Annotated in this window: 23 protein-coding genes; 7 read left to right on the top strand and 16 right to left on the bottom strand. The window is 29.5% G+C overall.

Annotated elements, in window-relative coordinates; genetic code table 11:
- The first annotated feature begins 133 nt into the window (after positions 1–133).
- Positions 134–1,132, top strand: coding sequence for a helix-turn-helix transcriptional regulator (locus ABD771_RS14135; protein ID WP_345095730.1), 999 nt, complete (start codon positions 134–136; stop codon positions 1,130–1,132).
- A gap of 152 nt (positions 1,133–1,284) precedes the next feature.
- Here the strand turns inward: ABD771_RS14135 and ABD771_RS14140 are convergent, their stop codons facing one another.
- Genes ABD771_RS14140 through ABD771_RS14150 form a run of 3 tightly spaced genes read right to left on the bottom strand, consistent with a single transcriptional unit; the run spans position 1,285 to position 3,082 of the window.
- Positions 1,285–2,055, bottom strand: coding sequence for a hypothetical protein (locus ABD771_RS14140; RefSeq protein ID WP_345095732.1), 771 nt, complete (start codon positions 2,053–2,055; stop codon positions 1,285–1,287).
- 6 nt (positions 2,056–2,061) lie between these two features.
- Positions 2,062–2,649 (bottom strand): GIY-YIG domain-containing protein, encoded by a 588-nt coding sequence (locus ABD771_RS14145; RefSeq protein ID WP_345095734.1) that lies wholly within the window; start codon positions 2,647–2,649, stop codon positions 2,062–2,064.
- A gap of 1 nt (position 2,650) precedes the next feature.
- Positions 2,651–3,082: a hypothetical protein gene (locus ABD771_RS14150; RefSeq protein WP_345095736.1), complete on the bottom strand. Its 432-nt coding sequence runs from the start codon at positions 3,080–3,082 to the stop codon at positions 2,651–2,653.
- 97 nt (positions 3,083–3,179) lie between these two features.
- Here ABD771_RS14150 and ABD771_RS14155 point away from each other — a divergent pair, with 97 nt between their 5' ends.
- From ABD771_RS14155 to ABD771_RS14175, 5 genes are read left to right on the top strand one after another with little or no spacing between them, the layout of a single operon-like run.
- Positions 3,180–3,800, top strand: a complete 621-nt coding sequence (locus ABD771_RS14155) for a hypothetical protein (RefSeq protein WP_345095738.1) — start codon at positions 3,180–3,182, stop codon at positions 3,798–3,800.
- Between the two features lie 3 nt (positions 3,801–3,803).
- A complete protein-coding gene (locus tag ABD771_RS14160) occupies positions 3,804–4,286 on the top strand; it encodes a GNAT family N-acetyltransferase (RefSeq protein ID WP_345095740.1) in 483 nt (160 codons plus the stop codon).
- A gap of 22 nt (positions 4,287–4,308) precedes the next feature.
- Positions 4,309–4,692 carry a hypothetical protein gene (locus ABD771_RS14165; protein ID WP_345095742.1) on the top strand — a complete coding sequence of 128 codons (384 nt, stop codon included), beginning with the start codon at positions 4,309–4,311 and terminating at the stop codon, positions 4,690–4,692.
- A gap of 18 nt (positions 4,693–4,710) precedes the next feature.
- Entirely contained in the window at positions 4,711–4,911 is a 201-nt protein-coding gene (locus ABD771_RS14170; protein WP_345095744.1) for a hypothetical protein, read from the top strand.
- Positions 4,901–5,827 carry an ADP-ribosylglycohydrolase family protein gene (locus ABD771_RS14175; protein ID WP_345095746.1) on the top strand — a complete coding sequence of 309 codons (927 nt, stop codon included), beginning with the start codon at positions 4,901–4,903 and terminating at the stop codon, positions 5,825–5,827. The genes ABD771_RS14170 and ABD771_RS14175 overlap by 11 nt, the downstream gene beginning before the upstream one ends.
- Before the next feature lie 51 nt (positions 5,828–5,878).
- Here the strand turns inward: ABD771_RS14175 and ABD771_RS14180 are convergent, their stop codons facing one another.
- The 8 genes from ABD771_RS14180 to ABD771_RS14215 all read right to left on the bottom strand — a co-directional run bounded on the left by ABD771_RS14180 (position 5,879) and on the right by ABD771_RS14215 (position 16,996).
- On the bottom strand, positions 5,879–7,093 hold the full coding sequence (locus ABD771_RS14180; protein ID WP_345095748.1) for a hypothetical protein: 1,215 nt from the start codon (positions 7,091–7,093) through the stop codon (positions 5,879–5,881).
- Between the two features lie 20 nt (positions 7,094–7,113).
- Complete coding sequence (locus tag ABD771_RS14185) at positions 7,114–9,117, bottom strand: penicillin-binding protein (RefSeq protein WP_345095751.1); 2,004 nt, start codon at positions 9,115–9,117, stop codon at positions 7,114–7,116.
- 44 nt (positions 9,118–9,161) lie between these two features.
- Entirely contained in the window at positions 9,162–9,503 is a 342-nt protein-coding gene (locus ABD771_RS14190) for a DUF3127 domain-containing protein (RefSeq protein ID WP_345095752.1), read from the bottom strand.
- Positions 9,504–9,567: 64 nt separating this feature from the next.
- Positions 9,568–10,656 (bottom strand): reverse transcriptase family protein, encoded by a 1,089-nt coding sequence (locus ABD771_RS14195; RefSeq protein WP_345095754.1) that lies wholly within the window; start codon positions 10,654–10,656, stop codon positions 9,568–9,570.
- Positions 10,657–10,822: 166 nt separating this feature from the next.
- Positions 10,823–11,794, bottom strand: a complete 972-nt coding sequence (locus ABD771_RS14200) for a DnaB-like helicase C-terminal domain-containing protein (RefSeq protein ID WP_345095757.1) — start codon at positions 11,792–11,794, stop codon at positions 10,823–10,825.
- 71 nt (positions 11,795–11,865) lie between these two features.
- On the bottom strand, positions 11,866–14,874 hold the full coding sequence (locus ABD771_RS14205; protein WP_345095759.1) for a hypothetical protein: 3,009 nt from the start codon (positions 14,872–14,874) through the stop codon (positions 11,866–11,868).
- A 9-nt stretch (positions 14,875–14,883) separates the two neighbouring features.
- Positions 14,884–15,666: a hypothetical protein gene (locus tag ABD771_RS14210; RefSeq protein WP_345095761.1), complete on the bottom strand. Its 783-nt coding sequence runs from the start codon at positions 15,664–15,666 to the stop codon at positions 14,884–14,886.
- 1 nt (position 15,667) lies between these two features.
- Entirely contained in the window at positions 15,668–16,996 is a 1,329-nt protein-coding gene (locus tag ABD771_RS14215) for a reverse transcriptase family protein (protein ID WP_345095763.1), read from the bottom strand.
- Positions 16,997–17,375: 379 nt separating this feature from the next.
- Between ABD771_RS14215 and ABD771_RS14220 the strand changes: the two genes are divergently transcribed.
- On the top strand, positions 17,376–18,392 hold the full coding sequence (locus tag ABD771_RS14220) for a helix-turn-helix transcriptional regulator (protein ID WP_345095765.1): 1,017 nt from the start codon (positions 17,376–17,378) through the stop codon (positions 18,390–18,392).
- Here the strand turns inward: ABD771_RS14220 and ABD771_RS14225 are convergent.
- The 5 genes from ABD771_RS14225 to ABD771_RS14245 form a co-directional block, all read right to left on the bottom strand.
- A complete protein-coding gene (locus tag ABD771_RS14225; RefSeq protein ID WP_345095767.1) occupies positions 18,381–19,316 on the bottom strand; it encodes a DNA-processing protein DprA in 936 nt (311 codons plus the stop codon). The two genes, ABD771_RS14220 and ABD771_RS14225, sit on opposite strands and share 12 nt — an antisense overlap.
- Positions 19,316–20,572, bottom strand: a complete 1,257-nt coding sequence (locus ABD771_RS14230) for a hypothetical protein (RefSeq protein WP_345095769.1) — start codon at positions 20,570–20,572, stop codon at positions 19,316–19,318. Before ABD771_RS14230 ends, ABD771_RS14225 begins: the two co-directional genes overlap by 1 nt.
- Before the next feature lie 5 nt (positions 20,573–20,577).
- Positions 20,578–23,556 (bottom strand): type I restriction endonuclease subunit R, encoded by a 2,979-nt coding sequence (locus ABD771_RS14235; protein ID WP_345095771.1) that lies wholly within the window; start codon positions 23,554–23,556, stop codon positions 20,578–20,580.
- A 4-nt stretch (positions 23,557–23,560) separates the two neighbouring features.
- Positions 23,561–24,016 carry a hypothetical protein gene (locus ABD771_RS14240; RefSeq protein WP_345095773.1) on the bottom strand — a complete coding sequence of 152 codons (456 nt, stop codon included), beginning with the start codon at positions 24,014–24,016 and terminating at the stop codon, positions 23,561–23,563.
- A gap of 70 nt (positions 24,017–24,086) precedes the next feature.
- On the bottom strand, positions 24,087–24,344 hold the full coding sequence (locus ABD771_RS14245) for a hypothetical protein (protein ID WP_345095775.1): 258 nt from the start codon (positions 24,342–24,344) through the stop codon (positions 24,087–24,089).
- Between the last annotated feature and the right edge of the window lie 7 nt (positions 24,345–24,351).

Here is a 24,351-nt window from a genome sequence, read left to right on the forward strand (position 1 = left end):
AACGATTTTCATTATTAGACATAGACAAGGGATTAATTTAAAATTAATTGGTTGGATTGATGGCGCAAAATTAGATTTGCATTTGGCAACTTTTGGCAAAGTTCTATATCTTTACCCTTCAAACGGAAATTCTATGGAAGACTTCAGTAAAAAAAGATTGTACAAAAAAATCATTGTAAAACTTCTGCGAGAAAAGAAGCTCTCTGTGGAAGAACTTATGAGTTCTCTGAATGATATACTAAAAAATGACTATGGTTTTGAACCCATATCCAGACGCACCTTTGATAGAGCTAAAGAGAGTTTGTTAGAGAATGGTTATCAAATCAATTCACGTAAGTTCAACGGGAGAAATTATTTTGTATTGGAAGGCTTTCCTGAGAATTTAACCCTTACTGAAGAGGAAAAACTGACCTTTCCTTTGCTTCTTGGGTTGCTAGATACTGAAAAGGCTATGAGTTCTGTAACATGGCTTAAATCGGCTTTAATGGATGAATTTGAATATAGTGAGAAAGATTTAAAAGTATATCCCTATTTTGTCAACGCACAACCTGCATTGAACCAACAAGACCAATTGCTGCTGCTTTCTGGACAAATTATAGATTACATCAAAAAAGGGCAAGCCATACGATTTCTTTATGAAAAGAAAGGTGTTGTTGCGATGCGCCAAGTAGCACCTTTACAGATACGCTATTATGACAACCGTTATTATTTATTAGGCAGCGCCATTGATGACGAATCCTACGAACCTACTAATTTGTTACAGACCTATACTATAGACAGGTTTGTGGAGAAAAAAGTATATCCAGCCATAAAAGAAACTGAAGAACTTCAAGAGGAAGATATCCCTATCTTCTTTGATTATGATACTTTGTATAAAGCCACACGATTGGAAGAATTGCTAAAGCACTGCCTTGGAATTTGGTACGATTGGAAAAACAACAAACTCAAAACCTACCGATTGAAATTTACCGATTGGGCGATGGGCATTATGGAAAATAAAAAAATACATCCTTCGCAATTGGTAAAAGAAAAAAACAGTGACTTCCTAATTGTAGAAATCACTGTTTGGGAAAACCATGAAATGGATTATTTCTTGGGAAGGTTTGGTGATAAGTGTGATCGGTTGAATTGATAGTAAAATTATTTATATTTTTAAAAATGAATGTTTTACAATGGTTTTAAAACATTATCTATACTAAAAAGCTCATATTTTTTATTTATTTAATGTTATTTTATTAGCTAGATAAATTAATAATTAGGTGTTTTCTAATAAGTTATTGGTTTTTAAAAATTAATAAGGTTAACACCATTTGCTGTAAGCCAATTATTATCAAGCCAACCAAAGTTAGGATTACGATTATGAACCCAATGTTTAAGTAATGCATTCATTCTTGGTGTTCCTCTTAAACCTTGTCCAGAAGGAGTAAAAATATTAGTCGTTAGTCTACCTGCTATACATTCGTGATTAATAATCAAATTCCATTGGGCAGCCCAAATACCTGTTGGTTGTCTTGTAAAGTAAATTGTTTTTATTTGGGGATTTTCACATAAGTATTTTATAATGTTTTTTGTATTCCAGTTGACTTGTCCTACTAGATTGAGTTGTTGTAAACCTCCAACATCATTATTCTGTCCGTCTTGAATTAAATTATATTCTAAACCATTAAAAATCACATTATCATTATTAAGTAAATGATAATTTGGATTATTTTTATGTAAAACTTCTAGTACTAAGTCGGAGAATGTTAATTTTAATTTAGTACAAAGATTAAAAATTTCTGGTAAGGTTGGGTTAAGTATTGCTGGAGGATTACCGTTAGGAGGCATTCTACTATTTTCTAATAAAACCCCATTGTGTAAAAATAAATTTTTAAAGCCTGTCCAAAAATAGTTCCTACCATAAAAAAAATCAGCAAAGTTAGCATTAGGTGTATTGGGATTAAAAGTCCCAACAATCATTACTTCAGGAGTGTATGGCGTTATATCAAGAATGGCATTATGTGTTTCAAATCCATTCCCGAAATTTGTTTGATAAAATTTATGTTGTATAGACATTGTTATTTATAATTCTTCTATAATTTGATTTAAAATATTAATCGCATTTTGATAAATAACAGGATTATTTTCAAAATTATTGACATGGTCATCATTCCATAAATGTGAATTTTGAATATTAATATTATCATTATTAAAACCCAACCAATAATTGTTAGCAGGATGTATGTGAGGATTGATAGTGCTATTTGAAATTAATTCAATAAATCTTGCCTCTAATTCCTTTAAATCATATAGATTTTGAACAGGTATAAACAAGTAAGGCAATACTCTAATATAATTTTGAATTTGTTCTTGATTAACACCTCCATTAAAATTATTTAGTGAATTAGAAACATGTTTACTAAAAACAGAATTAGATGTATTTCCATTTCTGTGAAAGACTAATCTCGTTTTCCCATTTACTTTAGATATTCCTATCCTCACAATTTTATAAAATCCATTTTCAAGAACAATATTTTCATCAAAAAAGAAATACAAACCAGGAATCTTAAAATCATTTGGGATAGGATTATTTAAATAGCGATAACCTCCCAAAACATTTAAATTTTGATTTAAAACATTGTATAATTCATTAATTAATTCTTCTCTCATATCATTTTTTTATCAATTCTCTTAAATATCCAGCTCTATTCTGAAAAAACTTTTTGTATTCAATTCCATGAAACACATCACTTTTATCATTATTACAAAAGTAACAGCATAAAACAGCATTGTTTCTGGAGTATTTTTCTTTAGGATGAATTCTATCCACTTCCAACCACATTCCTCTGCTTCTTCCTTGCATTATTTTACCGTTTAAAGGAAATCTATTAGAAGTCAGTAGGCCTTGAACCACAATTTGTTGAACCTCATGTTCTTTTACGCCACAATAATAGCATTTTTTATCTTGACTAACAAACCAGCCGTAAAAATCTTCAAAATCAGAAAAGCCATTTAGATTCTTACGTTTTCTTTCATTAAAATTAGATTTTAATTTTTGTTTTGGTTTTTCAACATAGCTGAATACAAGTTTTTCATTTTTCATAGTAGAAGATTTAAAGATTATTTTGGCAAAGTTACTTTTATACTTTGACACTTTTTGACAATGTAGTAATCTAACATTGCAGTCGATTTACAATACTATGATTTCAAAATCCTTAATAGAAGAAACAAAAAGCTTAAAGGAGACATGTCATCTTTTTGCGCCTATTATCACTCAACATCAAAAACAACAACAAATAGAAGCTGATGATTTTGAGAGTGTTCATTTGGTGTATGTTGTTCAAGATGACAAACCTTTGCTGTTTTATGTTCGATTTATAAACGGCACCACTAATTTACCCAAGCACAAATTTACAAGTTATCTATCACAAATCAATAAAGGTTCTTTTAACGAGTTGTTGTATTTGGTAAGTTACTATGGTTTCTTTAAAGAGAATGAAGATAACTTGTCTCTTTTAAAAGTTCTACGCACATCAAATAAGACTGGATGCTATTTTGAAAATACCTTTGGTAAACTATTGTACCATTTCCAGTTGGAGCAATTGTATTGTTCCTTAACCCAATCAAACATTGAAGAAGCTGTTGCATTTAGAAAAGCCATCAATATCAAAAGGCATAGTGCTTTTGAAAAAGCTAAAACGATTCTATTGCCTACAGGTGAAAGCTTGTTTGAAGTTATCACCCAATACCGACACCGAGATTTTACCTTATATCCGAAAATAAAAGAAGCGATTGCATTGTATAATTATTTAAACCTTTAAACTATGATAACAATTGAAGAAGCCAGACCCGAACATGTTCAAGCCATTGTTGAACATTGGAAAGCGTTAATGGAAATCCATAAAGAAATGGATGCAGAATTTTTTGAAGATACTGATTTGTGGATTGAAGAATATGAAACCACCATCTCAGAAACTATTGATGTAGCCTTTTCAGACAGGAAGGTTTATGTGGCTCTAGACAACGAAATTGTAGTTGGGTATGCAACCATTTATATTGAAAGATTCGCTATGCCGTTGTATAATTCTGAACCCTTGTGTGTTATTGGCGATATAATGATTGAAGAACAGTATAGAAAACAAGGTATTGGTGAATTATTTATAGAGGAAGCCAAAAAAATGGCAAAAGAATTTAGTGTAAAAAAACTGATGCTTAATGTATTTGTAAAAAATCAAATTGCTTATGGATTTTTTAAGCAACAAGGTTTTGAGGATACTATGTATCGAATGACAAAGACGATTGATTAACTATGTTTTAAAACTTATTTATATGAAAAGATTTATTTTAGGGTTGTTTGTTTTGAATACCTTTTTTGGTTTTGGTCAAGAAAAACCAATTAAGAGTTATGATTTGTTTGGGGTTAAATTTTCAGTTGATAAAAATTATTGGCTTAAAATTGAATCAAAACAAACCTTGAATTTTGGCGAACTAATTATCGTAGAAGCTCAAAAATTAAATTATGCTTACTTTGATGAGATTGAACCAACCAATATGAGCTATTCTCGCATGTGCGGCAGTAAGGTTTTTTTAAAATCAGGGCACCAAATAACTTCAGGAAGTTATCTTATTAGAGTAATTATAGCAATGAAAAAGGGAATAGATGATGAAAGTTTAAAAATCATTAAAATTGACGAAAGAGTAGTCAGATTCTAACTAATAAATTAATAACAAATGGAGTTTATCAAATGGTATTTTATCATAGGAACCATAATTGCGGTTCTTTTTGAGATAGTTTTATGGTTTTTAAAAGATGACTTGGATGAAAGAACAAAAAGGTACTACAGCAAATTTGGTGGATTTATTTATGTGTTTACTTGGCCTTGTATTTTTTATGTTATTTTTGAAAACCTCATAAAAAAAGATGAAAGCTAGAAATTATATCAAAGACATTCTATTTGGTGTTTGCGTTGGAGATGCATTGGGTGTTCCTGTTGAGTTTGAAAGCAGAGATTTCTTGAAGAAGAATCCAGTAATAAAAATGCAATCTGGAGGTGTACATGGCCAAGCAGATGGTGTATGGTCAGACGATAGTTCGTTGACTTTTTGTTTAGCAGAAACAATAGCTGAAGGATATAACATTAAGTTACTAGCTGAAAAGTTTATTGCATGGAAGTATAAAGCATATTGGACCGCAACAGGAGAAGTTTTTGATATTGGAAATGCAACTAGATTGGCTATTAGTAATTTGGGAAAAGGAATTAACCCCATTGAAGCTGGCGGGAAAAATGAGAGTGATAATGGAAATGGTTCTTTAATGAGAATACTGCCTTTAGTACTTTTATTAAAAGACCTACCAATTGAAGATAGATTTATGTTAACGAAAGAAGTATCTTCGATTACTCATGCTCATCCACGTTCTGTAATGGCATGTTTTTATTACTTGGAATTTGCATTAGAATTAATCAACGGAAAAGACAAGTTCAAGATTTATGAAGAATTAAAAGATGAAGTTTTGGATTTCTTTAATTCAAATACTGATTTTAAGAAAGAAGCGCATCATTTTGACAGACTTCTAAAAGAAAACATTCATGAACTAGATGAAGATTCTATCCAAAGTAGTGGTTACGTAATTCATACATTAGAGGCTAGCATCTGGTGTTTGTTGACAACAGCTAGTTATGATGAAGCAGTTTTAAAAGCTGTTAATTTGGGTAAAGACACCGATACAACTGGAGCAGTTACTGGTGGATTAGCTGCATTGTGCTATGGTTATGAATCAATTTCAAAAGAATGGATTAACACAATCAAAGGTAAAAATGAGATTGATAATTTGATTAATCGGTTTTGATGTTGTTTTGATTCACAACAAGCGAACAAATCTTACACTTCAGTATTGACCTTAAATTATCTCAAAACTATCAGTATCATTTTTAGTAATATCTCGGTCATCATTATTATCTCCATAAGATACTCCTTTTTCTAACTGACCTAAATTGGGTGCGTCATAAAGAAATGAATTTTTCCCGGGATTAAACGAATATTTTATAGTATCAGTATGAACGCCTCTTTGAGCCAAATGAAATTTAAGCGACGATTCATTATTTATTATACCATCATCAGTTGTTAAATTATAATCAATGTTGTGTACCTTATATTTCGCTAAAATTTTGTCATAATAGATTGTTATGATTTGATTGAACCGAAGGCAGTTTTTAAAATAGTCACTGCTTATGGAAATGTTTAGTTTTTTATCAATTTCTATAATTTTGGACTGTGGTGTTTTTTCATTAATAAAGAAATAAATGAAAAGCATCATATCCGCTTTTAACTTTTCATTTTCTGAAAGCCATTTCAGCAAATTCATTTCGTTATCAATTACTAATGTGTCAAATAATTCCACAGCACTGGTGGCCTCTTGTTCGAGAAGCATGAAGTCAACTATTTGTTTTGAATTAGAATAACAATGATAAAAAAGTTCTTCATTTTTATATCTTAAATGAAAGATGAATAGGGTACTAAAAAAATTAGCATAGGTGTTGACCCATTTTATCAGTTCTTCTTTAGGTATTGATTTTCCTCTAAATTCTTTAATTTCATTTAATGCTTTTACTGCTTTGGAATTAATATATTCAAAGTTAGCGTTAGGTATGAAATCGGCCTTTTCATCTTCATAAATTTTATAATATAGCGATTTCCCTTTTTTATGTCCGTCACTATCTGATTCGCAATGAAAATCATTACAATAATATAGGTCTTTAATATTATTATTCTCGTCTTTTTCGATAATTAACGGAAAGTTATTTCCTGATTTATTGCCACTAAACAACACCCCACATTTATTTTTATTTGGACATTCGTCAGATTGGCATTTTCCATCATTGATAGTCAAATAATCATCTGTCTTTTTAAGGTCCTTGAACAACTCGTTTAATTTGATCAGAAACACTTTTTTTGAAACATCTTGATAGGTGATACTTTCATCTAAAATCACTTCAAGAGCTTTCATATCCATATTGGAAATTGCTTTAACAATAGTCTCTCTATTTCTTTTAAAATAAGTAACATCGCCCAACTCTGCAAGTTGTTGTAATAATTTTAGTTGTTCTGGAGTCATGTTAAATAGGAGTGAGGCTTTTAATTAATGGCTAATTCAATTGTTGTGTTTTTAACTAAAGGATTTCCTGAAGTAATAGATTGACTTTTTACTTTTCCTATAATATTTCCTTTTAGTTTTACTTTAAGTCCCATATTCTCTAATAATGCGACGGCATCCATTCCTGGCATTCCTTTTACATTTGGAATGACATTTTTATCGTTTTGAGCTTTAGAAAAATACTCATTGAATTTATTATCCTGTTTATTCACCTTTTTGTTTACATCTTTAATTTCATTAGTTGTTGGTGAATCAGAAAATATCTTCTGAGCAATTCTTTTAAAAACAGGACCAGCAACATCAGCACCATAATAATTTCCTTTTACGGTACTAGGTTTATGGACTACAACAATACAAGTATACTTAGGTTCCTTCACAGGAAAGAACCCAACAAATGATGAAATATAGTGTTTATCAGCACCACCATTAATTCCATAATTACCTTGAGCTGTACCTGTTTTACCAGCTATTGAAAAATCTTTAGAGTAAATACTCTTTGCAGTTCCCTTCTTAACCACATTTTCCAGTAGTGCTTTTAATTTCTTAACAGTTTCTTTAGAACATATCTTGGGATTGATAATCTCTTTTTCAAATTTTTTGATGGTTTTATTTTTATCTCTTATTTCAGATACAAATTGTGGTTTTATCATTTCCCCATTATTGGCAATAGCATTATAAAGCGTCAAGGTTTGCATAGGAGTGACTTCTACACCATAACCAAACGCCATCCAAGGTAATGATATTCCATTCCACTTAGGGGTATTGGGTTGAGGAACAAAGGGTATTCCTTCTCCTTTTAAACACAATCCTAATGGTTTATTAAGGCCCATATTATTAATACGGTCAACAAATTGTTTTGGGTTGTTCTTATAGTTTTCATAAACAGCTTTAACTAATACTGTGTTAGAGGATATTTCAAAACCTTTGGCTAATGAAATTCTTTGTGGTCCATCTCTGTGTGAATCTACCACATCTTTTCCAAAATAAGTTATCAAGCCTCCATTACGATCATATACTTTACTAGTATCTACTTTATTATCATCCAATAAAGCAATCATGTCTACTAGTTTGAAAGTTGAACCAGGCTCTCCTTTTTCTCTAATGGCATAATTTAGTCTTTCTTTATAAATGGTGTCTTTCTCAGTTCTTCCTAGATTAGAAATGGCTTTTATGTGACCTGTTTTGGTCTCCATAACAATAACACACCCATGTTCTGCTTTGTTCTTTTGTAATGATTGCAATAAGGCATGATGTGCAATGTCTTGTATATATACATCAATTGTTGAAATAACATCATAACCATCTATGGGCTCAACTTCATTATCATCTTTTATAGGTTTATATTGACCTTTAGCAATTTTTTGTTTTAAAATTCTTCCATCTTTTCCGTTTAAATACATTCCAAAAACACCTTCTAATCCAACCCCATTTTTATTGCCATTTTTATCTAATCCTATATAGCCTATTGTACGTTGGGCAATCTCGCCAATAGGATGTTTTCTAACTTCTTTAATACTATCCATACGACCGCCTTTATAAATTCCTAATTTTAGAATTGGAAATGACTTTAACCTGGCATATTGAGTATAACTCAAATCTTTACCTATGAGCAAAAATCGATTTTTATTTGAACGGGCAGATTTTAATTTGAATTCATAAAAACTTCTTTTTTTACCAAAAAATGAAGCTAGTGAATCTGACAAAGCATTCAAATTTTCATTAAATACTTTATCTGATGGTGAAACCGCATCAAACCTAACAATATAAATAGGTACTGATACAGCCAATAAGCTACCATCAGAAGAATAGATACTTCCTTTATTTGCAGGAACAACAAATGTCTTGATGGTGTTTTGTTTTGCTAATTTTCTGTAATGTTCACCATGAACCCATTGAATGTTGGTTAACTTGAACACTATAGCACCTGCAAATATTAAAATTAGTAGGCCAACAAAATATATTCGATAAATAACAGCTTTCTCCATTTTAAAAAAATGTAATTTTCTAGACTATAAAAATATTCTTTTTTTTAAAAAGGTAGTCCATCATCTTCATAATTTTCTTCAGGAGTAAAATCTGACTTCATAGATTCAGTTACAATAATGTTATCTACAAGATCAATTTTCCCTGCTTTAACATCGGTATACCATTTACCATTAAATTCACGACTTTCTAATTCAAAATCAATACTAAGTTGATTACCAATTATTAATTGTTTTTCATTGATTTTATCACCCCAAATACTGATGCATATTTTTTTAGGATATTGACCTTCAGTTTCTACAATAATGTCTTGTTTTCTCCACTGCCCATTTTTTCCAAATCCTGTTTGTAAAGGGAGTAGTTGTGTTAATTTTGCTTTTATGTTCATACTTATAGTTTTATTTTAAGCAAAATAACAACTGATGTATGCAATTTTAGCACACAGATAGTTATTACTGTAATTTAAGAATCATTTTAAACTGCTCTTTGAATTTTAGTACCAAAGCATCTTCTTTTCCACGTACTTGAGCAATAAAATTAATATACCCTTCTAATCGATTTAAAAAGTAGGAGGTATGGGTGTGAGCATCCTTTTGATGAAATGAAAAATGCTTGCTTGCTGCTTTTGCAATACCATTTTTAGAAGCATCGTATAGCATTGCGCGGACCATTTTTAGCGTTTGTCTGTCTACATTGACTTTTTCATTCACCACAAGACCTGTAACGGTTTGTTTTCTATTATTAGATTTTAGCCGTGTTTTTTTAGTATTTATTTCAAACTGATTTTGTTTGATAATTTCAAAAATACTATTTATCATTTCTTTAGTAATTTCTTTATTAGAAGAGAAGGTCAAATCATCTGCATAGCGGCTAAAATTGATTTGATTTTCATTGCAAAACGTTATTAAATCAGCATCTAATTGCAAACAAATAAAATTAGAGATAACAGGCGATGTTGGAGCTCCAATAGGTAATTTACCTTTGTAAGTTACTAATAGGGCTAAAGCGTTAGCTATATCCTCATTAAATTTAAAATATTCGGATACAAATAATTCTTTGACTCTATAGGCTTCAATCGATGGAAAGAACTCTTTTAAATCAAGATTTAATAAGTGTTTTTGATTTACGTGGATTTTAGCATTATCCACAATATTACAAATCTTCTCTTTCTTATTGGGATTGATTACAAAACCATGAATTCCTTCAGGTCGTATCAAATGGTAATAGTTTTGTAAGTAGAAATTTAACCTTGATTGGATTCGCATTAAATTAGCATCAGGAGATTGAATCAAGCGATTACCACCTCTTTTCTTTGGTATAGAAAAAGTAATGTAGCTAGGCTTATTCATCAAATTACTAATTTTAGATAGTTGTGCCTTTAGCAGGATTCTCAAATCTGAAATTTTGACTACCGATAATAATTGAGAAACGAAGAACTCTTGTTCAAAGCGAAATATAACATCATATCGAGGCCCATAGAGGTACTTGTTGTAGTCTTCTAATTTGGAATGAATTTTATCTCGAATTAAATTAGGTTTCATGATTTAAAAAGCCGTTGGTTGATTATCTTTGAATATCATCTGTTTACGCAGGAAACAGATCTCTTTAGTACCTAGTAACACTATTGAGTGGATTGCGGAACACAACCTCTAAGTCATTTTTTATATAGGTTTGACTTCATAATTTTTCTCAACGGCTTTTGTATATTTAAAAAGGAACTTCATTATCATTATTTAATTCCTTGAAAGTTGGTTTTTGTAATTCAGAAAGGCGGTCTTCGTTAAATTCAAAATTATCACCTGGTTTTTTGATAGAATTGAATTCTGTAAAGTTATCATTTCGTTTAAAATAACTTACTCCAATTTTACCATTTTTGTTTTTGGCAACCACAAGCATTAAAATATACGCTGCAGGCGTAAATTCATCATCGTCTAGCTCCTCAATCATATAATATTCTGGGCGATACAACAACCAAACTTTGTCGGCTATTTGCTCTATCGAACCACTATCGCGTAAATCAGACAATTGAGGTTTTTTACTACTTCCTCTAACTTCAACAGCACGGCTTAATTGACTTAATAGTACAATACAAATATTAAGTTCTTTAGCACACATTTTTAACACTCTACAAATATGACCTATTTCTGCCTCTCTTCCTGTATTATATTTTCCTATCCCTAAGAGTTGCAAATAATCAATAACTACTATTTTAGTGTGGTATAGTTCCACATGTTCTTTGATTATATCGATTGTTTCGTTAATATTAGCTACTCCAATATCGCTTACCAACAATTTGCTGTTTTCAAGTTGTTTAGCGGCTAATTTTATCAAAGTAACATCAGAATCAATTAATTGGTTGCGAATCAGTTTGTCCACACTAATTCCTGTTCTATTCGATAGTATGCGAGAGGTGAGTGTAGTAGGAGTAAGGTCAAAGGAAAAAAACAAGATAGGCTCTCTATCACAAATGTTAGAAACCAGATTAATCACAAATTGGCTTTTCCCCATAGCAGGTCTTCCTCCAATTACCACTAACTCCCCTAAAGATAAACCGCCAAATTCTTCATCTAAATACTCAAAACCAGTGGGTATTACGTTGTTATTGCCGTCTTTGTTTTCTATATTTTGAACAATTTCTTTGGATAAGGTTCCTATTGGTGTGGATTGTTGGGTGTTCATAATGGATTTTTTTAATTAAGGTAAATAAATGAAATATGTGTGTGTTTTTGGTGCATTAAAAACGTTAAGTTTTAATTCAATTTTAAATTCCTAAAATAAATCACTCCATCATTTCCAAGTGACAATAATTTTGTTTCGTCTTCCGAAAAACTTACAAATTTTACCTTTTTCCTATTATTACTATCAACTACTTCACCATGAAAATAAAAAGAGTCAATAATTTTATTATTTTTTACATTTAAAATATGAACTGTTTCAGATTCTTGATGGCCAAAACCACCAAGAGATAAAGGATCATATCCTTGTTCTGAAAGGGCCATGTAATTTCCGGAAGGACTAAATGTTAAAAAGTTTTTACCTCTAATAAGTGCTACGTTTTCAATTTTATAAAAATTAATCAACAGATTTCTTAAATCATAATCTTTCATTGAGTGTAATTGAGATGCTTTGTTGAATAAATTATCATTACAATTAATTATGTATGTATCTGGATTGCTATCATATGTTGCGAAAACTCCTTTCCTAGAAAATGCACAGGTCCATGTTGCATTTTTTGGCAAATAACTTAAAAATCTATCTTCTTCACTTATTAAGTTTTTGGTATTGTCAAAATTTATTTTTATTATTAAAATCATACCATTAGAGGATGAAGAAGTTGTATTTCCAACAATGGAAAGATATTTATTGTCGAAACTAAATGCAGCATAATTATAAAACCAAGTATTATTTGGAATTTCAATATCTATTTTCACATCAGTTCCAACAATTCCAATTTTAATGAATTGTCTATATGATATGATTTTATGCCTATTTTTAAAAATTGAGGAATTATTTTCAACACCAATTTGCAGTAATTTATCTTTGTTTTGATTAAAATAACTTTCGTTATTCTCATTGATAAGTTTTTCTAATTTTAAAAATGTAATTTGGTCAATCTCTAAATTATCTAACAAATTTATATATAGTTTTTTAGGAGTTCTTGATTCAACAAATAACTTCCCATCTGGACTTTGAAATTCATATAAATCAGATTGACCATAACTTATTGTTTCAAATGTTTCTGGGTCAATTATTTTTATAGTTCTAGGCTCTATATCATTTATTTCTATTTGATTATTAGAATTAAAGCGTATAAAATTGTCACAAATAAAAACTTGTTCTGTTTCTTTCTGCACATCATAAATTACATATGAATTATCCTTTCTTCTAAAAATCATAAATTTACCATCAGGGGAGAGATAACTTTCTTTGTATAGATCTTCTTCTATCTTAATTTCATGTGTGCTTACTAAATTATTTGATAGATTTATTATTGTAAGATATAAATCCTCATTTCTTCGTGAAATTATTTTTTCAAAACTATTCGAAAATGAAACTAAATTGCCAATTAATGTATTTTTTAATGTCCCTGTAGAGGGATCGAAAATTTGCTTGATTGAGTTTATGAAGTAATACTCATGAAAATTATATATGCTAAAATGATTACCATTAAATGATATGTTTTTTTCATTTAATAATGAAAATCCGGTTATTTTATCATTTTCTGAATTTGAATACCATATAGTTTTATGTTTTGAAATATATGGTGTATTGTATATTGATTTCCCTTGTATTAAGTATTTTGAAGTATCATTAGAACTAAATAATTGAAATTCTTTGTCTTTATTAATTAATAAATACGATTTGTTTAATATAGGTAAATCTATGACTTTTGTTTTAATAACATTATTGGGTATTTCTAGTAAATCTCCATCACAAAATATTTCACACTTACCGAAGTATCTTATTATCAAGAAATCTTCATTTAATAATTCTATTCCTGTGCAATAGTTATTTCTAATGAAATTATTATTGGGATTAAGTAAATCAATTAATTTATATGTATTTATAATTGTGAAATCTGGTTTTTTAGAAATATCTCCATTTACAATATTATATTTTATATGAAGTAATTTTTTAATGGAATGAATTTCAAAAATCATAATTTTATTTCTCATAAAAATAATTTCGTGTTTAGTATTCTCAATACTAATTTTATCATCACTATTATTTAAATAAAATTTTTGATAGCTTATATTGCTAGAAATGCATTCATTGTGATTATTAACTATCCTTTGTACTCTTTCTTCAAAATCATTATCTTCATCATTAGATTTAAAACTATTTCCTATATGAAAAAGATAATTTAAATTTTCTTCAATATTTAAATTTAAAGTAATATCTACTTTCTTTTTGTCCTTTCCTTGGATTGGATTGGATAAATAAAAATTTGAGTCATTTTTTTCTAATAAATTTCCATTATTATCAATAAGGGTATTATCATTTAAAGGATAAATAAATGATTTATTTGTATTACAATTAACAAAAACAACATTTTCAAGTTGTTTAATAAGAAGATAATTTTTCGAATCATTTTTCACATAAGAAAGAATATTTTCATAAGTCAATATTGGAATTAATTTTAAATTTTTATTAAAATCGAAGCATTTAATAGAATTACTTTTTTTCTCAAACACTAATAGAAAATTACTCTTTTCGTCATAGTATATTTCTATAAAATTATCAACGAGTTCTGAAATAATACTAAAACTTTCTAAAGAAAATACAGCAAAATTGGATCTTTTGTTTTCTCCTATTCCCTTATGTGTTATAAATAAAAGATGTTTGTTATCAATTTTACAAATTTCAGAAGGACTTAATTTATTTTCTAAATAGGTAGTCTTTTTTATTTCGTCATAGATAAACATTCTGTCTTTCATTAAGTAGAAGGAATAATCAATATCATCAAAAACAAATGCTTTTTTGAACGTACTAGAACCCCATCTTAATAAGTCTTCAACTTTTAAGGTTTGACTAAAAATTTCCCCATTAATAAAGCATTTAGCAATATAATCTCCTGGTTCTTTCAGTTCTGTAATTATTATTGGGTTATTAGTTTTAGGATAAAAAGTGTTAATTTTTTCATTCTCTTTGAACAACTCTAAAGTGATGTTATTTTGAAATGCATGTAATTGGAATGAACTATTTTTAAAACCAATACTAGGAAATATTTTAAAGGGTATTTTTTTCTCAAATTCCATATTACAATTTTATTTTATTAATATTATAATTGCTTGTTTCAAATAATCTAAATATATCATAATAGATTTGAAATCTTGTTTTCTTCTTTCATGTATAAATTTAGCTTTAAAATATATATTCTGCTCATGTTTTTCAAATTCATTTAATTCTTGATAACCTTCTAAATTAAATTTTTTTAAGCTGGCAGTTGCTAATATAGAATCCTCATTATTTATTTGTAAGCTATTTCTATGGCTTATTTCATTTCTTAACTTACTTATAAAGTCTAAATAATATTTTAATTTATAATCCAATCCATTTAGTTTTATAAAAGCATTGAGTTTATAACTATATGGAATTGAATGGATATTTTTAGGTAATGAGGAAGGTGTGTAATCAGCATTAATTTTCAAAATTTCAACAACTTTACTAAGGTCTACATGTTTAGTAATATAAAAAAAATTCAATAGTTCTTCTGCTTGCATATGAGCATACCTGCAATACTCATCAAAATTGATTGTATTATTAATTTTACCTAATCTGTACTTAGACATTTCTATACAATCTCTATACAATTGATTTCTTACATTTTCATTTTTTATTTCCGAATAATCAATTACTTCTACACCATCAATCATTAAATATTTTTGAATAGCATTTAGCTTATTTACTATATCAGGATTGTTTAAATTACTCTTTATTGAAAATTTACTTTCCAATCTTTCTCTAAACCACAAATTCTCCTCCTGACTGCATATTTCATCAATCAAGAGGAGCAACTTTTCTAAACTCTCTTTACTATACTTAGCCATACTATTTTTTATAATGCGTCATTGCTTCATCAAGTCCAATATCAAATATCAAATCCACAATATTAACTTTTTCAGTATTGTTTTGAGGCGATGAACCCAATAACAAATCAAACCGATTTTTCAATTTCAAATAAGTACCATCATCATTCCCTTTAACCATTTTCAAATATAATAATTTACCATCAATAACCATAGCCATATTAGGTTTCTCAGATTTCACGTGCCCTTTATCAGCTAAATAATAATTAAGAAAAAAAGAATATGCTTTCTCATATCCATAACTTTCCCATAAATATAACCATTGTCGCAATTGCTTAATGTAACGTCTCGATACATTAATTTTATCATTAACTACCAAACCAGTTACTTCTTGACGATAGCCTTTTTTTTGCAATCGCACTTTACTTTCTTTAATATGAAAGTTTTGCTCACTAATAATTTTTCGTACTTCGCAATCAAAAGAACTACCAGCAACAAAAATCTTTTCCACTTTTGAGTCACTTACCTCATATGTATTGTGTTTACTACTAAACGTAATATCATCAGCATAACGGGTATAATTTAATCCAAATCGTTTGGCAACACCAGCTAGTCGTTTATCTAATTTTTCACAAATAATATTAGTCAAAGTAGGAGAGGTTGGAGCACCTTGAGGCAAAACAGATTTAGTTTGCATAACCCATTCATTGCTTACTAATCGTTCTACCGTCATGGGTGTAGAACAAATCGTTGCAATAAAATTAGAAAGTGTTCTCCGTTCATTAGAATTTCCTAAATTAAATGGCGCTACCAATAATCTTCCCCATACTCGAGATCTATCAATACTCGGAAAAAAATCTTTCAAATCAATATTATACACATAGGTTTGACCTACATGTTTTTTTGCATTATCAACAATTGATTTTCCCGTTACAAAACCTGTAGCAGCACTATGTGGCTCATATAAGCATTGCAAAATAATATTCAAAGCTTTCTGAAATTCTTTTAATCCTTTTACAGGAGCATGAATCGTTCTGTCTTTCCCAGATTTCTTTCTAATAGTAAAGGTGGTATAACAACTTTTTCTTTGTTGATTTTTCTTTTCAACAATCACATTTTCATTGATAACAGCTGTATCACCTGATAAGTCGATTTTAAAATCTATTTTAGATTTTAAAATGCTACTATCTTTTGTCAAATAATAATTGAATTGTTTTTCAGAAAAAGGAATTGTTTTTTCACCATAAATTTCTTGTTTAGCCAAATTTAGTAACGATAAAAAATCAGACTTTGACTGCATTCTTCCAAATGCCGTTTGAACTTTTTTCCGAAACTCTAAAGTAATTATCATTATTATGGTATAAGATAGTACTTTAAAAAACCGTAGTTGGTATTCTTTCTCTATGTAATCAATTATTTAACTAATAAACAATTAAATCATATATAAATAAATATAACACATTAGTAAGGGTTTTGACAAGAGAATTTAACTCTAAAATGACACCACTAACATTCAGTTTCAGATTGCTCTAAAACCACCAGCCGATATAAAATAATAAGATACTATTTCCAGCAGGCAAGCCTATCTTGCGATAGACAATTCAATATGGTAACTACGGTTTTCAAAGAACTTGTTGTTTGACTCTGCAAATCTATTGTATTACTATGCACATTAACTGCATATTTATTTTATCTTTGTTTTTTGATTTGTAAATATAAAAAAATCTACAATGGCTGTAACAAAAAATCCTCTTATTCGCTATAAAATTTTAGATTCCTGTTTTAGAAATCCTTACAAGAAGTTCACTAAAGAACTTCTATTAGAAACTATAAACAACAAACTTATCGAACTGTTTGATGATGAATCACATTGCATAAAACTTCGTCAAATGCAAGATGACATCGCTTTCATGAAAAGTGCTGAGGGATGGAACATTGAATTAGCTGAAGAATTTGAGAGTAAAAAAAGAATCTTTCGTTACGAAGACCTCAACTTTTCGATCAATAATGCGCCCTTAAATGAAACAGAACTTAACGAATTCCAATCAGCCATTCAAGTACTCTCTCAGTTTGAAGGCATGCCACAATTTGAAGGAATTCAGGAAATTATAGCCAAATTAAAATACGATTTAAAATCCGAGACTAACCAACAACCCTTTATAGGTTTTGATACCAATCAAGATTTAAAAGGAATGGAATATTTTAGCCTTTTATATAACGCAGCTCAAAAACAAATTCCTTTACAAATTACCTATCAAGATTTTAAAGCAGAACAACCCTACACTTTTATATTTCATCCCTACTATCTAAAACAATACAACAACCGTTGGTTTATTTTTGGATTGCATGAAGAAACCATGAAACCCGATTGGAATGTAGCCATTGACCGCATCGTATCCATAGAAGCAAGTAATGCAAAATTCATCCCTAATACTACAATAAACTGGACCGACTATTTTTCAGATATGATAGGAGTTAGCAAACCTATTGATGGAAAAATAGAAGAAATTGTATTACACTTCAATCAATTGACAGGAAAATACATGGAAAACAAACCCTTGCACGAAACCCAAAAACACAAATGGATTAATAACGAAACCCTAGAAGTCAAAATCAAAGTAATCCCAAATTACGAATTGGCACGCTTGATTTTAAGTTATGGGGATAGTGTTAAAGTAATTCAGCCTAAGTATTTAAGAGAACGAATAAAGAACAAAGTTGAAAATAATGCTAAACTATATGGTTAATACATCTTCAAATACTTTATAATCTTCATTTCTAGAAATTGGGATTATTTCTCTTGTCTTAATTAATTCTTTTGATTTAATATCACACATCTTTTGCAGGCCTTGATTTAATTCCGTTAACAAGAGTCTATTTCCACTAAATTCATCTGAATTATTAAATTCAGAATTAGTCTTAAAATCTATAACACCAATTGGTCTGTTTAATTCAGAAAATGATTTAAGTGTGTATTTTGAACCGCCGTTTCTACTACTCTGAACAAGAATTAAACCTTTTGACAACCCAGCTTGTATTCTACTTGCTTTACTTCCTGAAAATTGGTCTTCTTTTTTATTTGGTTCATTTTCAGAAAGCAAAAGTCCGTTTCTATCTAAAACTTTTTTTGCCAATTCTTTTGTAATTTTTGATGATGTTTTTTCAAAATTCAACCCTCCTGATATTATTCCAATTACATTAAAAAAAACCTCATCATCATTTGTAATACTATGTTTGTCAATTCCTTCAACAAGACCATTACAAATTGCCCAATGCTCTGAAAAATATTGACCTACTTTTTTGGCAATTTTATTACCTAATTCAGTAGACTTTCTTGTACCTATAACAGCTATTGCTTTGTGCAGCAATTCTAAATTTCCCTTTGCATATAAAACTGGGGGAGGATCTTTTATCTCTAATAAAAGTTTTGGATAATCTGCATCTAAATAGGAAATTATTTTAATACCATGTGTAGTACAATCGTTAATTATTTCTCTTGCTTTCAGAATATTAGAGTATAAGTCTTCTTCATTAATTTTATTACTTAAAGATGAAAGCATTTCTAAATTAGCTCTGTAAAGACTTATTAAATTTATATGCTGCTTCATAAAGGCAGCTCCAATTCCTTTAATATTAGCTAATGCAATTATGTTTTCAGTGTATTTTTCCATTAACTTATTCTTATTGATAAACCACATCCGCTATTATAGGGACAATTATAAAATTTTGCACCATCCCCTTTACGAATACTAATTCTCATATTCGAATTACATCTTGGACAGGTTTTAGCATGTATGGGTAAAATTAAATAAAATAAAGCAATGAATAAAATGTTTTTAGCTCCTTTATTTCTTAACTGAGTTGCAATTTCATAGGCAGTAGCTGAAGATGTAAACTGATCATCTATGATAATTATTGATTTATCTTTAAAATCAAAATTATCTGAAGTAAACAAATATTTGTTAATGAAAGCTCTTCTAGAAGCATAATCGGGTCTATTTCTTAAAGAGCCTTCAACATCATCTCGCCACTCAAATAACTTCACTTTTGGAATAGTTGATTCTACTAAATCAAATATCTCTTTCATTTTATTGGGTGGAGTTGTCGTTTTTTTATCGGACACATAAGTTAAATAATCCCAACTAAATTGCTTTTGATTTTCTACAGCATTAATATAATTATTAATTCCAGTAGCAAGAGTTTTTAAAAAATCGCTACTTCTATTTGGATTATCGATTTGATAATATTTGTCTGCTCTACCATAACTATCGCATTCACCATCTTCTTGACGAGCTAAACATCTAAAAGCAGTAAATCCGTTTTGGTATTTAACAAATTTAAAGGGTACAGCTTTATTTGAATTTTTATCCTGAAAAGCACTTTCAATGGCTAGCAAATTTTCAAGCGGATTGGCTACAATAGTACTAATATCATTATAAGACTTTGCATAATAAGTTGGCCCCATTTTTAAGGGTTTCCAGCCCTGACCAATCCCATCTCTTTCTTCAATTTCAGAAGCAACATAAAATTCAGTAAAAATAGTTCTTATGTTTAGCCTTCTTCCTAATTCAATATCAAGAAAACTATCACCAATTAATATAAAATTATCTCTGTCTATAAAAAGATTTTTTAGGTTTTCATCAGTATTAATATACTCAAGTGTTCTTTCAGGATTCGGCTTATCAGCAAGAAAAATAAAATCTGTATTGAAAATTTCAGTTGCAATTTTATTCACATATTTAGGATGAGAATCAGATGCTATAATAATTTGATTTCCTAAATTTTTTTGATGATTTATAAAATCAATGGCACCAGGAAATACTGGAATTAATGAAATTATAGTATCCTCCAAGCCATCTTTCATTTTTTTAAATTGAGGATGCGCTGTATTTGTCAATGTACCGTCTAAATCTACTAAAAGTACCATATTTATTAAATCCCCCTAACCCTCCTATTATACAAATCATCAAACCACATTTTCTTGAACATCAAGTTCACTCGATCCTCTGATAGTTTATTATAAAGTTCTAATTTTGTATTAATAAAATTTAACAATTCATTATCAATTTCTTCACTGAATTTATCTTGAATATTATCTCTAGAATTATTTCTATTAAAGAAACTCATTAGCTCTTCATTAGAATAGATTTTATCCTTCATTTTTTGAAATTCCACTTTATCTTCCTCAGTTAAGTCAATTCCAAAAGTATCGTTTAAAACTTTAATGATATTAGTTAACATATCAAATTCATCTTCTTCTTTTCCAGAAGCACCACCAGGTGTCATGCCATACATTTCGCCATTTTCAGAAACTAAAGCTAAATCTGTAGTATATTGATGTTGGATTTTGTAACTATCCAACTCCACCTCTCCTAAAACATCTAATGGAAGATTCGTTTTTATATAAGGAAGCATTTTAAGTAGAGCCGTTAAAAAAACATAATATTTTTCTAATTCAACATCTGTAAAAGTGATGATTTGACTTAAAAAACGATACAGTTTTAAAAAAGTTTGTACTTCCGATTTAAAATTAGTTTGGTCTTCTTCTGTAAGTTCGGCTATATAACGATTGGTTACTGCTTTTAAAATTGGGTTTAATTTTTCATAATTATTCCCTTTTCTAAAGAAAATATCTGCAAAAGCTTCAACTTCATTCTGATAAAACACATTAAAACTATCTATTTTATTCTGAACAGTATATAAACTATTAGGGTCGGTTTGATTGTCTTCTTCCATAAAGTTCTCTCCGTAATAATACTGAAAATCTTTTTGTACTAATTCAGGGTCATTTACAAAATCAAGCACCATTGTGCTTTCTTTTCCTCGCATGGTTCTGTTTAAACGACTTAAGGTTTGTACAGTAGATGCTCCTCCTAATTTCTTATCCACAAACATTGTATGCAACATAGGTTCATCAAAACCGGTTTGGAACTTATTAGCCACAATCAATATTCTAAATTGTGGTAATTTCAATGCTTCAGGAATAGAAATTTTTCCTTGTAGCTGATTCATACTTGTTTCTGTATATTCCTCGTTGGTTTCGCTATCTTTAACCGTTCCAGAGAAAGCAACTAAAGCACCATAAGGCAATTTCATTTCTTGCATAATTTCATCAAACTTTCGTTTGAATCGTACTGCGTGTAAACGTGATTTAGTTACTACCATAGCACGTGCTTTCCCTTGAATTTCATTTTGAGTTTGACTAACAAAATGCTCAATCATAATTCGGGCTTTACGTTCAATCGCATGGTCTTGTAAGTCTACATAAGAACCTAATAAACGAACCGTTTTTTTCTTTTCGTATTCTTTATCTTTTATTTCGGTACGCTTAATGATTTTATAATAGCGCTTAAACGACATATAATTTTTTAATACATCTCTAATGAAACCTTCCTTTATGGCTTGTTCCATAGTATAAGTATCAAATGCTTTAATTCTTCCATCGATTAAACGACCAAATAATTCTTCTGTTTTTGGTTTTGGAGTAGCCGTAAAAGCAAAAAAAGAAATATTGGGTTGCTTTCCTTTTCGTTTAATTTCCTCAGCAATAATATCATCTAAATCTTCAGATATATCTTCCTTTTCAGCTTCTTCAAGTGAAAGCGATTTCTTTAAATGTCTAGCTGATTCACCTGATTGCGAACTATGTGCTTCATCTATAATAACCGCATATTTTCGCTCTGGCATACTGGCTATGGTTTCAGAAATTACTGGGAATTTTTGAATAGTTGTAATAATAATACGCTTTCCTTCTTCAATCGCTTTTTTAAGGTCTTGAGCGGTTTTGTTTTCATCAATGTATGCTACTAATCCTGGCGTATTATCTAACTGACGTATGTTGTTTTGTATTTGTTTGTCTAATACTCTACGGTCATTAACCACTATTACAGAATCATACAAGGCTTTATCATCGTTTTCATTTTGATAAAATCCTGCCAATCTATAGGCCAACCAAGTAATAGTATTGGATTTACCTGAACCTGCCGAATGTTGTACTAAATAGTTTTTCCCAACTCCTTCTTCCTTCACAGCATATAATAATCGTTGAACAGCTCTTCGTTGATGAAAACGAGGAAACAACAACTTAGTAGATTTCTTTTCTTTTAATGATTTTGAAGTGGCATCGTATTCTTTTTCTACATCAGTTTGAATGTTGATGTAATTTTGAAGCAAATCTAAAAGGGAATCTTTTTTTAACACATCTTCCCATAAATAGGATGTAGCAAAACCATCTGGATTAAAGTTATCTAAACCTTGATTGAAAGGTAAAAAGAAAGTTCCTTTTCCTTTTAATTCTGTAGTCATGAATACTTTTTCTGTTCCTACAGCAAAATGAACCAAACAACGCTTGAATTCTAAAAACGGTTCTCCTTTAGGATCTCTATCTTGAATGTATTGTTTGATGGCATTGTGATGGTTTTGACCTGTTAACTCGTTTTTAAGTTCTAAGGTAACTGCAGGAATACCATTTACAAACAAAACCAAATCAATAGAATTGTTGTTTTTAGTAGAATACTTTAACTGACGCACAACAGCCAACCGATTTTTTTTATACCATTCCTGATGTTCTGGCGATTTATCATTAGCAGGTTGAAAATACACCATATCAAATTGTACACCTCTATCTTTGACTTTGTTTCGTAATAAATCTAAGGTTTTGTCTTTACTGTCTTTGTAGGTTTTGGAAATATTGGCTACAATTTTTTCATCTACTTTATTGCCATATTGTTCTAACTTTAATAGGTTATATTTCTCTGGTTGGGTTTCTTGTATAAAGGCAATAGCCTCACTAGGAATGAGGCACAATTCTTTATCATAAGCACTGGCAGAAACTTCGTGATAACCACCATACTCCACCAAATATTTAACAATGTGTTCTTCTAAATGAATTTCTCTTGTGCCTTGTGCCATATTATTAGCTTAATTTTTCCAGAAGCGCTTTGATTTCTTCTTTTTTAGTTTGTATTGCTTTGTAAATTTTGATTTGTTCCTCTAAAGTAGATTTTTCTGCCTTAAGTTCTTCTATTGCAATTTCTAATTCATTTTTTTCTTTTTCCTGAGATTCAACTATAAGTGCTTCTATTTCTTTTTTAGATAAACTGTCAAACTTATTTAAATAATCGATTACTAATTGGAAATTTGGGTTTTCATATCTAACTAATTCTGTGCCTTTGTAAGATATCAATAGAGTGACTTCTTTAAAACCTTGAGTTCCCCAATAAAAATCAACATCATTTGATAGTAATCGATAATTTTTAAGCCTTTCAGGATTTGGAGCATAATTTATTGAACCATCAACTAAGACAGCAGATGTTAAATCATATAACTCTTTAACAACATATCCGTTATCTTTAATAATGCATTTTCCCATTATATTAATTTTTTAGTTTTTTCCTAATCTCTCAAATCTTTTTACTCTTTTATCTCTCTAATGACATTAACTATTTAACATTAACTAAACAAGCATTATCATAATCTTCATTAATTACTTTAAATCGCATAGGCAGGTCAAAGTTAATATCTTGTTGGCATTTCCATCGGTGTTTACCAGCTGCTACGAATAGTTTACCGGTATTAGGGTTTTTTATAACTTCAGCTTTGTTAAGTTCAAAATAGACTTTGAATTCATCCCAAGTAAAATACTCTATAGTACTACTAGTAAATTTTGCATTATCTTGCGGATTTAATTTAGAGACCATAATATAT

The organism is Flavobacterium chungnamense (genome assembly GCF_039539165.1).
Lineage (GTDB): Bacteria > Bacteroidota > Bacteroidia > Flavobacteriales > Flavobacteriaceae > Flavobacterium > Flavobacterium chungnamense.

Excerpts from the sequence above, each read along its gene's own strand:
- ABD771_RS14135 (WP_345095730.1), top strand. The coding sequence starts at position 134 with ATGGAAGACTTCAGTAAAAAAAGATTGTACAAAAAAATCATTGTAAAA.
- ABD771_RS14140 (WP_345095732.1), bottom strand. The coding sequence starts at position 2,055 with ATGTCTATACAACATAAATTTTATCAAACAAATTTCGGGAATGGATTT.
- ABD771_RS14145 (WP_345095734.1), bottom strand. The coding sequence starts at position 2,649 with ATGAGAGAAGAATTAATTAATGAATTATACAATGTTTTAAATCAAAAT.
- ABD771_RS14150 (WP_345095736.1), bottom strand. The coding sequence starts at position 3,082 with ATGAAAAATGAAAAACTTGTATTCAGCTATGTTGAAAAACCAAAACAA.
- ABD771_RS14155 (WP_345095738.1), top strand. The coding sequence starts at position 3,180 with ATGATTTCAAAATCCTTAATAGAAGAAACAAAAAGCTTAAAGGAGACA.
- ABD771_RS14160 (WP_345095740.1), top strand. The coding sequence starts at position 3,804 with ATGATAACAATTGAAGAAGCCAGACCCGAACATGTTCAAGCCATTGTT.
- ABD771_RS14165 (WP_345095742.1), top strand. The coding sequence starts at position 4,309 with ATGAAAAGATTTATTTTAGGGTTGTTTGTTTTGAATACCTTTTTTGGT.
- ABD771_RS14170 (WP_345095744.1), top strand. The coding sequence starts at position 4,711 with ATGGAGTTTATCAAATGGTATTTTATCATAGGAACCATAATTGCGGTT.
- ABD771_RS14175 (WP_345095746.1), top strand. The coding sequence starts at position 4,901 with ATGAAAGCTAGAAATTATATCAAAGACATTCTATTTGGTGTTTGCGTT.
- ABD771_RS14180 (WP_345095748.1), bottom strand. The coding sequence starts at position 7,093 with ATGACTCCAGAACAACTAAAATTATTACAACAACTTGCAGAGTTGGGC.
- ABD771_RS14185 (WP_345095751.1), bottom strand. The coding sequence starts at position 9,117 with ATGGAGAAAGCTGTTATTTATCGAATATATTTTGTTGGCCTACTAATT.
- ABD771_RS14190 (WP_345095752.1), bottom strand. The coding sequence starts at position 9,503 with ATGAACATAAAAGCAAAATTAACACAACTACTCCCTTTACAAACAGGA.
- ABD771_RS14195 (WP_345095754.1), bottom strand. The coding sequence starts at position 10,656 with ATGAAACCTAATTTAATTCGAGATAAAATTCATTCCAAATTAGAAGAC.
- ABD771_RS14200 (WP_345095757.1), bottom strand. The coding sequence starts at position 11,794 with ATGAACACCCAACAATCCACACCAATAGGAACCTTATCCAAAGAAATT.
- ABD771_RS14205 (WP_345095759.1), bottom strand. The coding sequence starts at position 14,874 with ATGGAATTTGAGAAAAAAATACCCTTTAAAATATTTCCTAGTATTGGT.
- ABD771_RS14210 (WP_345095761.1), bottom strand. The coding sequence starts at position 15,666 with ATGGCTAAGTATAGTAAAGAGAGTTTAGAAAAGTTGCTCCTCTTGATT.
- ABD771_RS14215 (WP_345095763.1), bottom strand. The coding sequence starts at position 16,996 with ATGATAATTACTTTAGAGTTTCGGAAAAAAGTTCAAACGGCATTTGGA.
- ABD771_RS14220 (WP_345095765.1), top strand. The coding sequence starts at position 17,376 with ATGGCTGTAACAAAAAATCCTCTTATTCGCTATAAAATTTTAGATTCC.
- ABD771_RS14225 (WP_345095767.1), bottom strand. The coding sequence starts at position 19,316 with ATGGAAAAATACACTGAAAACATAATTGCATTAGCTAATATTAAAGGA.
- ABD771_RS14230 (WP_345095769.1), bottom strand. The coding sequence starts at position 20,572 with ATGGTACTTTTAGTAGATTTAGACGGTACATTGACAAATACAGCGCAT.
- ABD771_RS14235 (WP_345095771.1), bottom strand. The coding sequence starts at position 23,556 with ATGGCACAAGGCACAAGAGAAATTCATTTAGAAGAACACATTGTTAAA.
- ABD771_RS14240 (WP_345095773.1), bottom strand. The coding sequence starts at position 24,016 with ATGGGAAAATGCATTATTAAAGATAACGGATATGTTGTTAAAGAGTTA.
- ABD771_RS14245 (WP_345095775.1), bottom strand. The coding sequence starts at position 24,344 with ATGGTCTCTAAATTAAATCCGCAAGATAATGCAAAATTTACTAGTAGT.